Below are 17,426 nucleotides of genomic sequence, written 5' to 3'. Positions count from 1 at the left end.
TATAGAAACGGTTACCCTTTTTATTTTAACCATATAAAATAATACATATGTTTTATTTTATCTAAAATTAAACTTAAAGAATATAGTATCAATCATATACGCCTTGCATCCCGTTTTACGATATAAAAGAACAAATAGAGCAATTAAGCACGTAATAGAAATTCGAAAAACACATGAAAAATTATTAATACTTTCTAAAATTATAAGATCATCATCTTTTTATGCGAAAACAAAGAGACTAAAAGCTTTATATGTTAATTTTAAAATTCTTATTGGTTTTTTGTATTGAAATTGCTTATGATGTTGAGGTTGAATGTATTGATTTTTTTATAAAGAGTATCTTAGAACGTGCAATTTAAAATTTTAATACAGCTATATTAACAGGGCGTGTATATAACGTATGGTTTTTTCTTTGTTAATAGATAATCTTTTGTAAAGCAGTAGGTGTAGGAATTCTCTTTAAAAGGGCCTTATGCCAATAATTACACTTCCATGTGGAAATATAAAAGCCTTTCCTGAACCTGTGACAGTTAACGAGATTATTGCATCTCTTGAAAAAGAGATTTTTAACACTGCTTTAGCGATTACAGTCGATGGTCATTGGGTAGACGTTTCTTCTGTAATTACAAAAGATTCGACTTTTAAAATTATTACTGCAAAAGATCCTGAAGGATTAAAAATTATTCGACACTCTACTATACATCTTCTAGCTCATGCTGTTAAAGAATTATTCCCAGAAACAAAAATTGCTATTGGATCTGTGATTGACGACAGATTTTATTACGATTTTGATCTAAAACATTTTTTTACTACAGAAGACCTTAAAAAGATCGAGAAAAAAATGCGTGCAATTGTGAAATCAGATTTGCATATTGAAAGAAAAATATTAAGTCGCGAAGAAGCGTTAATCATTTTTAATAAAATTGGTGAAAAATACAAAGGTGAGATTGTCAATGAAATTCCGAAGGATGAAATATTAATTGTGTACAAACAAGGTAATTTCATTGATCTTTGTCGAAATCTTCATGTACTTCGTACTGGATTATTATCAGGAGCTTTTAAATTAACAAAATTATCTGGTGTGTATTGGAAAGGAAATAGAAAAAATGCAGTATTACAAAGAATATACGGAACAGCATGGATCGATATTAAAGATTTGAAAGATTATTTACACCGTATGGAAGAATCAAAAGACCGAGATCATCGAATAATTAAAAAGAAAATGGATTTATTCCATTTTCAAATAGAATCTCCAGGTAATGTGTTTTGGCACTCTAAAGGATGGGGTATTATTCTGCGATTACAAGATTATATCCGTAATTTAAATCGTAAATACGGCTACCAAGAGGTTAATACTCCTCAATTGATTGAGGCGAAATTATGGGATAAATCTGGTCATTTAGAAAAATTTGGAGAGGGTGTTTTTAGCTTAACCATGGAAAACCAACGATATGTCATTAAACCAATGAGTTGTCCAGCTCATATTCAAATATTTAATCATAGTATCAAAAGTTACCGTGATTTACCGATCCACTATTCCGAATTTGGTATTTGTCACCGCAATGAGTCATCAGGCGCTCTACATGCTCTTATGCGACTGAAAAGTTTTATTCAAGATGACGGACATATTTTTTGTACAGAAGAGCAAATACACTTAGAAGTATCAACATTTATCGATCAGTTACGTAAAGTCTACACTGATTTTGGTTTTAAAAATATCATTTATAAATTGTCTACTCGACCCGAAAAACGAGTTGGAAATGATGAGATATGGACTAAGGCAGAACAATCTTTATCAGAGGCATTAGATGAAAAATGCGTTCATTGGGAAATATCACCTGGAAAAGGTGCTTTCTATGGACCAAAAATTGAATTTTCCTTACAAGATTGCTTAGGAAGAATATGGCAATGTGGAACTGTACAAATCGATTTTTCAATGCCAAAAAGGCTGGGAGCGTATTATATCGACGAAAAAGGATGTAAAAAAACTCCTGTGATGATTCATCGCGCTATTCTGGGTTCATTTGAACGTTTTTTAGGAATCTTGTTAGAAGAATATTCCGGAAAATTACCTCTGTGGTTAACACCTATTCAAGTGGTTGTTATGAACATTACAAATAGACAAAACGATTATGTAGAGAAAATCGTAGAAAATCTTCAAAATCTGGATATTAGAGCTATCTCAGACTTGAGAAATGAGAAGATCGGCTTTAAAATTCGTGAACATACTATCGCTCGTGTGCCTTATCAGGTTATTGTTGGTGATCGCGAAGTAATTGATAAGACAGTAACGGTACGTGTATTACAAGGTGATGTAAAATTAACTAGTCTCACATTGGAGGAGTTTTCCCACCAATTAAAAGAGCAAATTAGCCGGTGCAGTTAAGTTAAGCTGTTAATATAAATATTTTAGCTTCATATTTAAAGGGGTAACTATCAAGATTGAAACGAACGCGTATAAATAAACAAATTCGTGTCTCAGAAGTACGATTAATAAACAAGGAAGGCGGGCAAATGGGAATTGTAAAAATTGATCAAGCATTAGCACTTGCAGAAGAGTCAGAGTTGGATTTGGTTGAGGTTTCTCCAATGGCTATCCCACCTGTTTGTCGTATTATGGATTTTGGTAAATACCAATTTGAAAAAAGCAAACAAAAAGCGGCTCAAAGAAAAAAGCAACGATCTATTCATCTTAAAGAAGTAAAATTTCGCCCCGGTACTGGCGAAGGAGACTATCAGGTAAAATTACGAAAAATCATAGTATTTTTGAAACGTGGAGATAGAGTAAAGACAAGTTTGCGCTTCAAGGGAAGAGAAATGCAACATCAAGCACTGGGGTTAGAATTACTGAATCGCATTAAACGTGATCTAGGAGATGTTGCTATTGAACAAGAACCAAAGATGGAAGGCAGACAAATGACAATGGTTGTTATGAAAGGTAAAAATGAGAGCAATAAACATAAAAGTGAGAATTATGCCGAAATTAAAAACAAATCGTGGAGCTGCAAAGCGATTTAAAATAACTGGACAAGGCGGTATTAAGCGAGCCGTAGCCAACCACAACCATATTTTGACTAAAAAATCGCAAAAACGAAAGCGCCGATTACGTAAATTACGCCCAGTTATTAAAAACAATATTTTAGCAATTGAGAGAATGCTGAAAATATGAGACTTGATGAGTCTCTTATTCTAAAATTAGAAAAAAAGAGGTAATGATGCCAAGAGTAAAAAGAGGTGTTACCGCTAAGATTCGTCATAAGAAGACTTTGAATAAAGCAAAAGGTTATTATGGTGCTCGTAGTCGAGTCTATCGTGTGGCAAAGCAAGCTGTAATAAAAGCAGCACAATATGCTTATCGTGATCGCAAACAACGGAAGCGAAAATTTCGTTCTTTATGGATTGTACGTATTAATGCTGCTGCACGAGAACATGGTATATCTTATAACCAGTTGATTAACGGCTTGCATAAGACATCGGTTTTTATTGATCGAAAAATGCTAGCATACTTAGCCGTCAACGAAAAATTTACTTTTGCAAAATTAACTGAAAAATCTAAAAAATCACTGTTAAATAATAAACGATGACGCAACTTATCGCACAGAAGAATCCCGATCTATTATTAAAATCTCTTCTGAAAACTGCAAAAAAAGCTATTAAAGAAGCATCAGATGCATCAGCATTGGACAAAGTGCGTGTTAATTATCTTGGTAAAAAAGGAAAAGTGAAAGAGTTATTACAGTTATTAGGAGAGCTGTCTTTTGAAGAGCGACCAAAATTTGGAAAAGCGGTTAATGACGTTAAGCATAAAGTACAAACTTTGCTTACCAAAAAAATTATACAATTACAAAAAAAAAATTTGAAAAAAAAATTAACACAGGAAAAAATTGATGTTACTCTCCGCGGTCGGTACGATAATCTTGGCACTGTTCATCCTATTACTTATGCTTCTGAACGGATAATTCAACTTTTTTTTTCTCTAGGTTTCCAAATTGCCGAAGGCCCAGAAATCGAAGATGAGTATCATAATTTTGAAGCCTTAAACATTCCTTTGTATCATCCCGCGCGAAGGATGATGGACACTTTTTATTTTTCAGATAACCAATTATTACGAACACATACCTCTAATGTTCAAATAAGGATAATGGAAGAAAAAAGTGTGCCAATTCAGTCAATTACATTAGGACGAGCGTATCGTCGCGACTTTGATCATTCTCACACCCCTATGTTTCATCAGGTGGAAGGGCTTGTAGTAAGTAAACAGTGTACATTTTCAGATTTAAAAGGTTTATTAGAGCAATTTTTTAATTTCTTTTTCGAAGATAAAGTTCGTTTACGCTTTCGTCCATCTTATTTTCCTTTTACCGAACCTTCAGCTGAAGTTGATATTCACCAATCAATTGAAAAAGGTTGGTTGGAAGTTGCAGGTTGTGGAATGGTTCATCCCAATGTTTTACGAAATGTAAACATTGATCCTGATGAATACAATGGTTGTTCTTTTGGCATTGGTATAGATCGATTAGCTATGCTACGTTATGGGATACCAGATTTACGTCTCTTTTTTGAAAACGACCTACATTTTTTAAGGCAATTTTAGCTTATGAAATTAAGCGAAAATTGGATTCGCGAGTGGGTAAATCCTGCAATTAATGCTAAACATTTAGCAGAAAGACTTACTTCGTTTGGCTTAGAAGTCGATTCTATAAGTCCTGTAGTTCACTCTTTTGCAGGAGTAGTAATAGGAGTAGTGTCTTCTGTAGAAACACATCCAACGGCAAACTATTTATCCTTTTGTCATGTAGATGTAGGAAAGAAAACTGGAATGCTAAAAATTATCTGCAAAGCGACTAATCTTCGCATTGGTTTAAAAGTTCCTGTTGTTTTAATTGGTGGAAGAATAGGTGATAAGAAAATTAAAAAAATACAGTTAAGGGGATTGTCTTCATACGGAATGATATGCTCAGAGCAGGAATTGGGTCTTTCGTTAGAAAATCGAAACGGATTAATTATGGAATTACCTTCTAATGCTCCTGTTGGAAAAAACTTATATGATTATTTGCAATTAAATGATTTTATTTTCGATATCAATCTAACACCTAATCGAGGTGATTGTGCAAGCGTTCGAGGTGTTGCTAATGAAATAGGTGCCATTGAGAAAATTTCCGTAAAGATACCTAGAATAGAGTCAAATATTGCGTTATCACCAATTATTGGTGATATGGTGTTTCCTGTTTTTATAGAAGCAAAAGAAGCTTGTCCACATTATGTTGGACGAGTAATTCGTAATATTAATGACAATACCCGAACATCACTCTGGATGCGAGAACGTTTGCGTCGCAGTGGATTGCGTTCTATTCATCCTGTCGTGGATGTTACGAATTACATAATGTTAGAATTAGGGCAACCTATGCACGCATTTGATTTGGATAAACTATCTGGCAAACTTTATGTGCGCTATGCAAATTCTAATGAAAACATTACTTTAATCGACGGAACAAACATTACTTTAAATCATCATAATACTCTAGTTATTGCAGACGCAAATCAAGTGCATGCTATTGCTGGTGTTATGGGAGGTGTCAGTGCTGCGATTAATAAAGAAACAAAAAATGTTTTTCTAGAAAGTGCGTATTTCACACCGAATAATATCATTGTCACGACACGCCACTATAATCTGAATACAGATTCTTCATATAGATTTGAAAGAGGTGTCGATTTTTCGTTACAAAGATTTGCTATAGAGAGAGCGACAGATTTACTACTGGCGATAACCGGTGGAAGACCAGGTCCTATCGAAGAGCAAGTTATTAAAGAGACGTATCCTACTACTAAAATAATTAATCTACGTCGTGATCGTATTAAATGCCTATTAGGCGTAGAAATTTCTGACGAAGAGATCTATCAAATCTTGCATTCTTTAGGAATGATTGTGAAATCAAAAACAGACGGTTGGGAAGTAAAAATACCTAGTTACCGTTTTGATATTACACAAGAAACAAATTTAATTGGAGAAATAGCAAGATTGTACAATTATGAACGCATCCCCCAAACTATTTTAAGTAATAAAACAACTATGTTAACTCTTCCAGAAACAAAAATAACTACATCTCGTATTCGTCATTTAATGGTTGATCGAGGATATAATGAAATTGTTAGCTATAGTTTTATTAACAATAAATTACAAAATCAATTCAATCCTAACTTAGAATATCTTACTCTCTTCAATCCAATGACAATCGATATGAATGTTATGAGAAACAGTTTGTGGCCTGGGCTTATTACTGCAATAAAACATAATCAGTCTTATCAGATTACGCGCATAAAACTTTTCGAAATTGGTAACTGTTTTATCAGAAGTAAAGAAACGTGGCAACAAGTAGCGAAGATAGCTGGATTGATTACAAAGAAAGCTCATAATCTTCAATGGGGCACAGAAGAACGTACAGTTGATTTTTATGATTTAAAAGGAGATATTAGTTCTCTGTTATCCCTTAGTCGATCTGAAAAAGATTTTCGTTTTATATGTGCAGAACATCCAGCATTGCATCCAGGACAATCTGCTGCTCTATACTTTAAGGAAGCTTGTATTGGTTATATGGGTGCTTTACATCCCAAATTAGTACAAGATCTGTGTCTTACTTCTCATCTTTATATTTTTGAAATAGAGTTAACAGCCATTACAAAAACGCAAATACCTCACTATCGATGCTATTCTAAGTTTCCTATCGTTTATCGTGCTATTGCTGTCGTAGTAGATCAAGATATTGAAGTGTCTCAAATTGAAGAAGAAATTGCTCGAAGCACTGGAGATTTATTGATTATAAGTGAAGTATTTGATATCTATAAAAAAAGAGAACATATTAAATCTGGGAAAAAAAGCGTGGCTTTAAGGTTAACTCTGCAAGATCCATTTCGAACTTTGACAGATAAAAAAATAAAACAGGCTATTGAACGCGTAGTTACCGCCCTTGGGCGTAAGTTTAATGCCAAGTTGAGAGAAATTAACAAATGACACTACAAAACGCTCTGGTAAATTATTCGATTAAGTTTATACAAATTGAAAGCAAAGGAAGCAATAGAGTCGTTCTTTAGGCGTGTTCGTTTTTTCTTTAGAAAGAAGAGAATCAGTAAAGCTCTGGTTTTAGATTTTAATTCACGCAATAAAAACGACGTCAGGAAGTAGTCTTAGAGCCGGAAAGAAAGTTCTTATTAAAAGGACACCCGCGTCGTGATGTTTCGTGCTGAATACAAACTCCAATCCAAGAATAGCAAAACGTTGACTAAAAAACTTTGCTGTTTGTTGCTAACGCTATTGAAAAGTTTTGAAAACAAATGTTTTCTTTTGTTTTCTTTATCTTCTTTTCTTTTTTCAATATAATCTATATTTGATCGGGGCGTAGCGCAGTCTGGTAGCGCACTTGCATGGGGTGCAAGAAGTCACAGGTTCGAATCCTGTCGTCCCGAGAATACAATCCGAGAATACAACTAACAATGTCGCACTCTTCTGTTGTCTCTGTACATTATAAAGAAGGATCGTGAGTAAAATAGTCTATTGATTCTCACTATAAAAATGATACAGTGTGTTTGCGTCTTTTGAGATTTTCAGAGATTTATTTTATGGATAAAAAATTATTAGAGATATTAGTTTGTCCGCTGTGTAGAGGTAAGCTTGTGTACAACCAGGAAACGGAAGAGCTGCATTGTCAAGTAGATCAAGTAGCTTATCCTATTAAAGAAGGAATCCCAATAATGTTGACTGATAAAACCCGTGCAATTATTAATGAAGAATAAGAGAAATCAATAAGAATGGAATTTCGAGTGATTATACCAGCTCGTTATAATTCAGATCGACTGCCGGGAAAAGTACTAGCAGATATTTCTGGTAAGCCAATGATTCAACATGTTCACGACAGTGCTTTAAAAAGTGGTGCAAAGAGTGTAATCATCGCAACTGATGATAATCGAATAAGCAAAGTAGCAAAGAACTTTGGGGCTGTAGTTTATATGACTGCTGCTAATCATCGATCTGGAACTGAACGCGTTACAGAAGTTGCTGTTTCTTTAGGTTTAAAGGATGACGCAATCGTGGTTTGTCTGCAGGGAGATGAACCATTGATTACCCCTAAATCTATTAGAGCGCTAGTAGAAGATCTCAATCAGCACAATGAAGAAAAAGTAGCTTCTCTTTGTACAGCAATCGTAGATATTAAAGAATTGCTTAACCCTAATGTTACCAAAGTAGTTCTAGATCACAATAATTTTGCTCTTTATTTCAGTCGCGCTCCTATACCAGGGAGCAAAAGATCTCTTCCTAATAAAAAGGAAGATGGTGTTAAATTAAATGGCTCATATTTTCGTCATGTCGGTGTTTATGCTTATCGATTAAGATTTTTGAAGAAATACTTTCTTTGGAAAAAAGAAGGTTGTTTTATAGAAAAAATTGAGGATTTAGAACAACTACGTCTCCTATGGCACGGTGTCCATATCCACATGGTAATAATTAAAAAAGCAGCGCATTTAGTTAACGTTGACACGAGGGAAGATCTTCAACGAGTTCGTAAAATATTTACGCAAAAATAATTATACTACAAATTTTTAGAAACGATACACATAAAACTGACTTAAGAAAATAATAAATCATAAAATGTAACGACTTAAATTTTCATCTTCCGACAGTTTTTCTAGTTGCCTATTAACATAGGAAATATCAATAGCAATCGACTCACCTTTTCTCTCTGTTGCCGAAAAAGAAATATCTTCCAATAATCGTTCCATAATAGTATGCAATCGACGAGCTCCAATATTTTCAGAACGATTATTTACTTGATATGCTATCTCAGCAAGACGTCTAATTCCATCTTTGGCAAAGGACAATGTACAATTTTCCGTTTTCATTAATGCAACATATTGTTCAGTCAGCGAAGCTTTGGGTTCTGTTAATATACGAACGAAATCATTAGCTGTCAACGCTCTAAGCTCTACTCGAATGGGGAAACGACCTTGTAGTTCAGGAATTAAATCAGAAGGCTTTGCGATATGAAAAGCACCGGAGGCAATGAATAAAATATGATCAGTTTTCACTGTACCATATTTAGTAAAAACAGTACTTCCTTCTACTAATGGCAGTAAATCGCGCTGTACGCCTTCGCGCGAAATGTCGGCACCTGCCATGACGCCTTCTCGTTTCACAATTTTATCAATCTCATCTAAAAAGACAATACCATGCTGTTCTACGCTTGCAATAGCACTAGATTTAATCTCATCTTCATTAATTAGTTTTGTTGCTTCCTCTTCGACTAAAATACGTTTGGCATCTTTTACCTTTAACCGCCGTAATCTAGTTCGCCGACTGGACATATTGGACATAATTCCCTTTAATTGACTAATCATTTCCTCCATGCCAGGAGGCCCCATGATTTCAAACGATGGATGAACATTAATTTCTATTTCAATTTCTTTATTATCCAGATTTCCGTCGCGTAATTTTTTACGAAACACATTTCTCGTTACAGATTCTTTTTTCACTGAAGACGCTACTTCTTCTTCAGCAGTAGAACTACTACTCTTAGTGGGGTCTCTAGGTAATGTAGAAGGAATTAAAGCATCTAATATTCGTTCTTCAGAGGTTTCTTCTGCCAAATTTCTTACTTGTCTAATAGCACTTTCACGAATCATTTTGACAGAAGCATCCACTAAATCTCGAATAATTGATTCAACGTCTCTACCTACGTAACCTACTTCAGTAAACTTAGTAGCTTCAACTTTAATAAATGGCGCCCCAGCAAGATTAGATAAGCGACGTGCAATCTCTGTTTTTCCAACACCAGTTGGACCAATCATTAAAATATTCTTTGGAAAGATTTCTCGTCGTAATTCCTCTGATACTTGCATTCGGCGCCAACGATTACGTAAAGCAATAGCGACTGCTCGCTTTGCATCATCTTGTCCAATAATAAATTTATCCAACTCTGCCACAATCTCTCGTGGAGTCATAGTCATTGGAATTTCAGGCATCTCTCTATTCATTTGACACAGTCTATCCCGTACTATCGAGCTCTTTGATCGTAAAATGAAAGTTTGTATAAACACAAATTTCGGCGGCAATAGTCAGTGCTTTCTCTACAATTTCTCGAGCACTTAGATCTGTATTTTCCAACAAAGATTTAGCTGCGGATTGCGCATAAAGCCCCCCAGAACCAATAGCTATTACGTTTTGTTCAGGTTCAATGACGTCTCCAAGACCAGTAATAACTAGTGATTTTTTGGCATCAGCGACAGTTAATAGGGCCTCTAAACGACGGAGTATTCGGTCGGTCCGCCAATCTTTAGCTAATTCGACCGCGGCGCGAGTTAAATTACCAGAATACTGTTCTAGTTTTTCCTCAAATCGTTCGAATAAAGTAAAAGCATCCGCCGTACCTCCAGCAAATCCAGTAATTACCTGATTTTTATAAAGGTAACGAACTTTATGTGCATTGGCTTTCAAAATAGTCCCATTCATTGACACTTGACCATCACCACCTACAACAACTTTATCACGTCTCCGAACAGAAACTATTGTAGTACCAAAAAATTGTTCTCTCATTTTTACCAGCCAACCATCTACATTTTCAAGAGAAAAAATAACGATGCCTCATAGATTGGGTTAAAAACACAAGTTTTCAAGCATATATAAAATTATTTATCAGCAAATTTTACTTCACCAACTCATATTTCAAAATATAACTAACTTTTAGTGTCGTTAAGGAAGCATAAAATTTGAATTAGAATTTCGTAGAATTTGTTGTCAGTAAAGAAGGTGGTGAGACTGCTTTTGCATTGTTAAAGCAAAAGCAGAAGAATGTACTACACCTTTAGAGTGTATACTGTTGTCGCAGTAGCATTGTGGGTGGCAAATAAAAAAAAGTAAGAAAATTAGCATAACAATGCTAATAAGGACTAAAAAAACAGGAACTATAAGTTTATATCTAAAACGGTACGAATAAGAAGAAAAAGACAGTATTCTATTGTTATAATCCCTAATCATGACTATCTTGCAACCAAAAAAGGAATGTAGAGCCTTTTAACAGCAAATTTATATTTTTCACGATACTTCCTTTAAAAATCATTCTAAAATATTCCTACATTTCTTCGGGTGCAGAAACGCCTAATAAGGTTAAACCATTAACAATAATCTGACGCACAGCAGCAATCATATTTAGACGTGCATTACGTAATTTACTGTCTTGAACAAGAAATTGCTTTGCATTATAATAAACGTGAAATTGGTTGGCGAGAGTTTGTAAATAATGAGCTAGAAGATGAGGGGATTGCCGAACGGCAGCGTCTTTTATAGTCTCGCTATAACGAAATAAAGTGACCAGCAACTCCTTTTCATAAGAACTTGACAATAAGTTTGCATTAGTCGTTCCTTCTGTGCAATTCCATTTTCTTTTGCTTTCGTAAAGTTTTTGGAAAATACGACAAATTCGCGCATGAGCGTATTGAACATAATAAACGGGATTTTTGCTCGATTGAGATTTTGCTAATTCAAGATCAAAATCTAAATGTTGATCAGGTTTACGTATAATATAAAAAAAGCGAGCTGCGTCGTTACCAATTTCGTTACGGAGTTCTCGCAACGTAATAAAGTCACCACTTCTAGTCGACATAGATATTTTTTTATCTCCCCGATAAAGAATTACGAATTGCATCAACAAAGTTCGTAACTTGAAAGAAGATTTTCCAAAAGTGTGCAAAAAAGCACTCAATCTTGGAATATATCCATGATGATCTGCTCCAAAGATGTCAATGACAATGTCATGTCCTTGCTTGAATTTATAGAGATGATAAGCGATATCAGCTGCAAAATAAGTTGGAACGCCGTTCCTACGAATCAACACTCGATCTTTCTCGTCACCAAATTTAGTGGACCGAAACCATTGAGCATCATTTTTCTCATACACATAGCCTCTTTGAGACAAAAGATTTAATGTTTCTTTCATCAAGCCTTTTTTTATAAGTTGACTTTCAGAAAACCATTTGTCATACACAACTCCGAATTCTTCTAAATCATTTTTAATATCCTCTAAAATATAATTAACTGCTGTATCAAAAACAGTAGTACAATCTTCTTTAAGCAAATCTTTTTGGATACTCATCCATATATCAAGGTAATCGTCTGGATTATTTTTAGCACTGGTAACGACAGATAGGCAATTATCAATTTCCTTTTTTGGATAAAAAAAACGACTCCCATATCTGTTTTTCAATTTATTTGCAATATCTACGATGTATTGACCTTGATAAGCACCTGTTGGTAAAAAAAAAGTTTTTTCTTCATATTGCTGTAAATATCGAATCCAAACACTTAAGATTAAAATCTCCATTTGTCGCCCAGAATCGTTAATATAATATTCTTGATGCACTTTATAACCAACTGTTTTGAGTAAATTAGATACACAAGCGCCATAAGCAGCGCCTCTTCCGTGACCAACATGCAATGGGCCGGTTGGATTGGCAGAAACATATTCTATGTGAACTGATTTTCCTAGGCCGATTTGGCTCTTTGCATAGTGCGTTCCTTCCCCTAAAATAGACGAAATAATATTCTGATAACTACTCTCTGTGATGTAGAAATTAATAAAACCAGAACCAGCAATTTCTACTTTAGTAATATAAGGTGAAGGTAATAAAGCATTGACAATCTCTTTGGCAAGAACGCGTGGTTTATATCCCGTAGTTTTTCCCATTACTAAAGCTAAATTCGTTGTAAAATCCCCATACCTATGCTTTTGACTATACGCAACTTTAAATAAAGGAAAAACTGTAGAACCTATTATTCCTTTTTCTTTTAAATTTTCAATAACTTGATTCAATAATGTTTCTATATGCTTTTTCATTCGACATACCAGTTCACGTTAGTTGCAGAATTAAATTGCATGATAATAAAGATACTAAAAAAGCATTTTAAAAATCAAAACATATTTTATTGTATAAAAGTTATACATTACAGATTGTTCTATAAAAATCTGTTTTAAAAAAGATCATAGAAAGAATTTTATAAGCCAATTTAGCTAATAAAAAATCGCAACCATGAAAAGCTATAATAGGTGCTAATTCATTAATATCAGCACCAACAATAGTGCTGATGCTATTCGCTTCAGCAATAATTTCGAGTGTGTCATCCCAAAATAATCCTCCAGGCTCTGGTGTTCCTGTAGCTGGCATCAAACTGACATCCAATCCATCTACATCAAATGTAAGATAGACGGGGCGATTTTCTAAAGAAGAAACAATTTCTTTAATATTCCAATTTTTTTTATCTTTCGCCCAATAAATACGAATTCGATTTTTATTAGCTTCAAAAAAGCGAGCCTCTTCTACAGAAATATTGCGGATGCCAATTGAAACAACTTCAATATTATGATAGTCTAAGCACCGTCGTATCGCGGAGGCATGAGAAAAATGCTCTCCATGATAACCGTCACGCAGATCTGCATGAGCATCAAAATGTAAAATTGCTAAACTGTCATACTTTTTAACAAAAGGTCGAATAGAACCTGCAGTGATAGAATGTTCTCCTCCAAAAACAAAAGGAAATTTTTTGTCTTTTACCACACGCGAAACTAGTTTTTCTAGTTTATTCAGTGCTGTTGGTATATCGCCCACAATTTTGGGTTCTTCTAGAGTTACAATACCGATATTACGATAAGGTTCACACCAAAGAACCTCATCAAACAATTCCACCTTGTGAGAAGCTTGGATTATTGCAGTAGGTCCATTGGCAGTACCTTTTCTATAGCTAACAGACTGCTCTAACCCAAATGGAATTATAACAGCCTGCGCATTCTTATAATCTACAGCATTCTTTGGATCTAGTCCTAGAAAGGCTTTTTTAGGAACCAAGCATTTCACTATTTTAATTCTTTCATAAATAATCGAGCACAATATCGACGTGACCGATCTTTCCAAAAACCTCGATGGTATGCATCACTGGCTAGCAATGGTAGCACAGACGTGGCTTCTGCGTAGACCATCTGTTCATAAGCAGTATCTATTTTACCCCACGAAAACGCTTCTTTTAGTGTCGAACTAGAACATGCTCCATCACGCGTATCTGCTACAGTTATTTGAATTGCATATTTATGCGCATCTACTGGTTTTCCTATAATTTCTGCACACACCACTATGTCTTGAACAAAATTTTTTGGAACACCACCACCTATCATTAATAACCCCGTTGTACCCTTTCGGATTTTCACTTCTGTTAACTCACGAAAATCGCAAACAGAATCGATAGTTAAATGTCTAGTAGGGTTTCTTACTTGATGAAGCACTAATCCAAAACCCGCTGAAGAATCAGTAAAAGCAGGACAAAATATAGGTACGTCATGTGTATACGCAAGATGAACCAATGAATCTTCTTTTTTTCCATTCCCTTTTTGTAAAAAAGCTCCCATGGCTTGAATAAATTCACGCGAACTATAAGGGCGCGGTTTAAGACTGTTGGCAATACTGAAAATTATATTATCACATCGTTGCAACTCTTCTTCGTCTATATAAGTATCGTAAATTCGATCAATATATAAATCGCGCAGTTTCTGATCATCTACTGTTGGAGTACCTTGATAATGACGAAAACCTAAGGCTTCAAAAAAATCCATATCTACGACGCTAGCACCAGTTGCCACAACAACATCTACCATATTATATCTGATCAAATCAGCATATAATTTCGTACAACCACCTGCTGAAGTTGACCCAGCAATAGTTAAAATAATAATGCACTTTTCATCCTGAAGCATACGATTAAAAATTTTCGTTGCTCTCGCAAGTTCACGAGAGGTAAAAGACATACGGTACATAGCATCGATAATCGGTCGTGCATCAAAACAAGTAATATCAATATGTTCAATTGGTTGCTGCAAAAATTTCTTTTTTACAAAAGATATTGACAAGGTGTTATTTTGCATCAAGATTTCTCCTTTTTAATAAGTTAATAAAATTAAGCAGCAATAATTTCCAAAGGTTCGTGTGTAATATAATCATCAGAATACATCGTCATGAGAGGATCATCCGATACCATGATAACTCCTTCTTTTTGCTTGAAACCATTAAAAGTAGTAGATAGCGTTCGACCATAGGCACCCATCTGTCCGATTTCAATATAATCACCTTCTTTAATATCGTTTGGAAGATAAAAAGGACCTTTCATATAATCTAGAGAATCACAAGTAGGACCATAAAAACTAAATGGTAAAAGATCTCCGTCCGTCGGACGATTTGAACGCAATAAGTGTACTGGAAAAATAAAATGAGGAACACCGGCATCAAAGAGACTCCCATAAGTGCCATCATTGATATAGAGCACGTTACCTTTTCGCAATTCGACATTTACTACAACGGATGTACTTTCTGCTACTAGCGCGCGACCAGGTTCGCAAAGTAATTCCACATATGGTCTTTCACAAGCTATTTTCGAGAATTCAGTATGAATTGCTTCAAAATAAATACGTAAAGCCGGAGGAATCATACCAGGATAAATAGAGGGAAAACCTCCACCTACATTAAAATATTCAATTTCCACACCTGATTCGTTGATTACTTTATCAGCCATACGAATGGCAATACGATAAGCATTTGGATGCATACATTGTGATCCTACATGGAAAGTAATACCAAGTTTATAAGCCACTTTTCTTATTATTTTCAATAAGTTAGGAGCTTCGTGTAGACTAATACCAAATTTTTCTGATAAATTGAACTCAGAAAATGTATTTGGAATAGCAAGTCGTAAATGTAAACAAAGATCCTTGGCATTTTTTGTATAACATAAAATCTTGTTTAACTCATCCAGGCAATCGAGAGAGAAATGGCGGACGCTATAATTAAAATAAGCTTCAGAAACTGCGTGAGGCGATTTTACTGGATGCATGAAATAAAGCTCTGCCGATGGTGCATGTTCCCTAATAGTATGCATTTCCTCATAAGAAGCAACATCAAAAGCGGTGACACCGTGAGCATGTACCAGTTGAACCACATGTTGCTCTGGATTTGTCTTTACTGCATATAAGACTTGTCCCTTAAATTTTGTGAGAAAACAATCAACCGCTCTCACTAGAGCAATAGGCCTAAAAGCAAAAACAGGTTGCACTGGCCTTTCCTCAGCTATAGAAGCAATGGTTTGAAGTGTCATTCCTACATAAAACTATTCTATCAATCACCCAATGTCTATGCTCATCAATATATTAGATTAATTACAATGTCAAATAAAATATCCTTTTTACTTTAATAAATCTTCGGAGACTTCAAGGCAATTAATTGTATAATTCATACTGCCTATAATAAAGTACTAAATTGTTTTAACGTTAAAAGAATTCTCTATAAATATGCTGATGTAATTATCCCTAAATTCCCATATTTATAGACGCATCGAGTTGTACTATTGCAATAAACCAGGCATAAAAAGGTTTCTTTCTACCGCAATGGGCCGTCACGGGCTTGAACCGTGGACCCGCTGATTAAGAGTCAGCTGCTCTACCAAACTGAGCTAACGGCCCATTTCTATTATATTATAAACTTTCTAATCATATTACTTTAATTAAGTGTGGTGATCCAGAAAATAACTTCTTTTAGAAAAGATTTTTGTAGTATATCGCTATTGTGTAAACTGTTTATTTTGTAAAATAGGATTGTACCCACTACCATTTTATTTAACAGTTAAATATAAACTTAAAAAATCTAAGAGTAATGTTTTACGTCCAGCACGAGTCGCTTCCAAACTCATAAGAAGGTCCAACGTATTTCAATCTAAATAGAAAAAGTTTGGTGTCTTTAAATTTAGAAAGAGAAATTTTAGAAAGAGAAATTAACATTGTTTCTAAAAATAGAACCCAAATGTAAATTTTCATACCAAAGTTTTAAAGTACTGTATCGAAAAACAAAATAGTATCTTACTTATAACTATATCTCTAAAAAACAATGGGTGGGCGATGGGACTCGAACCCATGACAATCGGAACCACAATCCGAGGCTCTACCAAACTGAGCTACGCCCACCACTATCAATCGATTATCAAGTTCATCACAAATACTTTTTTCCTAATGCACAGTATTACACTTTGTCGTATATCTGGCTTTGAAGCGCGCCCGGCAGGATTTGAACCTGCCACCACCGGCTTAGAAGGCCGATGCTCTATCCAAATGAGCTACGGGCGCATTAATCTCCTATAAAAATTATTAGAGGTCGTTATAAACTGAAATTTAATCTACCTTTTTATCTTTACTGTTCAAAGCTCGGGGTAGAGGGACTCGAACCCCCGACATCCTACTCCCAAAGCAGGCGCGCTACCAGACTGCGCTATACCCCGAAACTATAATATAAAACTTAACAATACCTTTCTTTTATAACAACTACTCATATTTAAATACATTAATGAGATTATGAAT

General features: G+C 34.8%; 13 protein-coding genes, 5 tRNA genes and 1 pseudogene. 9 read left to right on the top strand and 10 right to left on the bottom strand.

The annotated features are described in order from the left end of the window. Positions 1–472 precede the first annotated feature (472 nt). The 9 genes and pseudogenes from thrS to kdsB all read left to right on the top strand — a co-directional run bounded on the left by thrS (position 473) and on the right by kdsB (position 8,577). Positions 473–2,386 (top strand): threonine--tRNA ligase, encoded by a 1,914-nt coding sequence (thrS, locus tag Z664_RS01100; protein ID WP_039669886.1) that lies wholly within the window; start codon positions 473–475, stop codon positions 2,384–2,386. A gap of 56 nt (positions 2,387–2,442) precedes the next feature. Continuing rightward, positions 2,443–2,949 (top strand): annotated as a pseudogene (gene infC, locus Z664_RS01095) (translation initiation factor IF-3); the annotation flags it as partial. Positions 2,950–2,974: 25 nt separating this feature from the next. Then, the gene (rpmI, locus tag Z664_RS01090; RefSeq protein WP_039669884.1) at positions 2,975–3,169 is read left to right on the top strand and encodes a 50S ribosomal protein L35; all 195 of its coding nucleotides are present in this window, start codon (positions 2,975–2,977) and stop codon (positions 3,167–3,169) included. Between the two features lie 46 nt (positions 3,170–3,215). After that, complete coding sequence (gene rplT / locus Z664_RS01085; RefSeq protein ID WP_039670202.1) at positions 3,216–3,584, top strand: 50S ribosomal protein L20; 369 nt, start codon at positions 3,216–3,218, stop codon at positions 3,582–3,584. After that, positions 3,581–4,594: a phenylalanine--tRNA ligase subunit alpha gene (gene pheS / locus Z664_RS01080; protein ID WP_052246318.1), complete on the top strand. Its 1,014-nt coding sequence runs from the start codon at positions 3,581–3,583 to the stop codon at positions 4,592–4,594. Before rplT ends, pheS begins: the two co-directional genes overlap by 4 nt. 3 nt (positions 4,595–4,597) lie before the next feature. Continuing rightward, positions 4,598–7,009, top strand: a complete 2,412-nt coding sequence (gene pheT / locus Z664_RS01075) for a phenylalanine--tRNA ligase subunit beta (protein ID WP_039669883.1) — start codon at positions 4,598–4,600, stop codon at positions 7,007–7,009. A gap of 378 nt (positions 7,010–7,387) precedes the next feature. Beyond that, positions 7,388–7,461 (top strand) — tRNA-Pro (locus Z664_RS01070). Positions 7,462–7,614: 153 nt separating this feature from the next. Beyond that, positions 7,615–7,788, top strand: a complete 174-nt coding sequence (locus Z664_RS01065) for a Trm112 family protein (protein WP_084588747.1) — start codon at positions 7,615–7,617, stop codon at positions 7,786–7,788. A gap of 15 nt (positions 7,789–7,803) precedes the next feature. Then, positions 7,804–8,577 (top strand): 3-deoxy-manno-octulosonate cytidylyltransferase, encoded by a 774-nt coding sequence (gene kdsB, locus Z664_RS01060; RefSeq protein WP_039669881.1) that lies wholly within the window; start codon positions 7,804–7,806, stop codon positions 8,575–8,577. Between the two features lie 57 nt (positions 8,578–8,634). Here the strand turns inward: kdsB and hslU are convergent, their stop codons facing one another. The 10 genes from hslU to Z664_RS01010 all read right to left on the bottom strand — a co-directional run bounded on the left by hslU (position 8,635) and on the right by Z664_RS01010 (position 17,347). Then, complete coding sequence (gene hslU / locus Z664_RS01055; RefSeq protein ID WP_052246369.1) at positions 8,635–9,996, bottom strand: ATP-dependent protease ATPase subunit HslU; 1,362 nt, start codon at positions 9,994–9,996, stop codon at positions 8,635–8,637. 37 nt (positions 9,997–10,033) lie between these two features. Further along, the gene (hslV, locus tag Z664_RS01050) at positions 10,034–10,582 is read right to left on the bottom strand and encodes an ATP-dependent protease subunit HslV (protein WP_039669879.1); all 549 of its coding nucleotides are present in this window, start codon (positions 10,580–10,582) and stop codon (positions 10,034–10,036) included. Between the two features lie 535 nt (positions 10,583–11,117). Continuing rightward, the gene (gene argS / locus Z664_RS01045; RefSeq protein ID WP_039669878.1) at positions 11,118–12,878 is read right to left on the bottom strand and encodes an arginine--tRNA ligase; all 1,761 of its coding nucleotides are present in this window, start codon (positions 12,876–12,878) and stop codon (positions 11,118–11,120) included. A gap of 100 nt (positions 12,879–12,978) precedes the next feature. Beyond that, positions 12,979–13,893, bottom strand: coding sequence for an agmatinase (gene speB, locus Z664_RS01040; RefSeq protein ID WP_039670200.1), 915 nt, complete (start codon positions 13,891–13,893; stop codon positions 12,979–12,981). Further along, positions 13,893–14,954 carry a 1,9-bis(guanidino)-5-aza-nonane synthase gene (locus Z664_RS01035; protein WP_148115101.1) on the bottom strand — a complete coding sequence of 354 codons (1,062 nt, stop codon included), beginning with the start codon at positions 14,952–14,954 and terminating at the stop codon, positions 13,893–13,895. The genes speB and Z664_RS01035 overlap by 1 nt, the downstream gene beginning before the upstream one ends. A gap of 29 nt (positions 14,955–14,983) precedes the next feature. Continuing rightward, complete coding sequence (locus Z664_RS01030; RefSeq protein ID WP_039669876.1) at positions 14,984–16,174, bottom strand: type III PLP-dependent enzyme; 1,191 nt, start codon at positions 16,172–16,174, stop codon at positions 14,984–14,986. A 290-nt stretch (positions 16,175–16,464) separates the two neighbouring features. After that, positions 16,465–16,538 (bottom strand) — tRNA-Lys (locus Z664_RS01025). 424 nt (positions 16,539–16,962) lie between these two features. Next, a tRNA-His gene (locus tag Z664_RS01020) sits at positions 16,963–17,036 on the bottom strand. A gap of 85 nt (positions 17,037–17,121) precedes the next feature. Then, positions 17,122–17,195: transfer RNA gene (locus Z664_RS01015), tRNA-Arg, on the bottom strand. Positions 17,196–17,273: 78 nt separating this feature from the next. After that, a tRNA-Pro gene (locus Z664_RS01010) sits at positions 17,274–17,347 on the bottom strand. Positions 17,348–17,426: the final 79 nt, after the last annotated feature.

It is taken from the genome of Coxiella endosymbiont of Amblyomma americanum (assembly GCF_000815025.1).
In the GTDB taxonomy this organism is placed as follows: Bacteria; Pseudomonadota; Gammaproteobacteria; order Coxiellales; family Coxiellaceae; genus Coxiella.
Note: the sequence above shows the minus strand (reverse complement) of the source record. Positions and strands in the feature narration are given on the sequence as shown.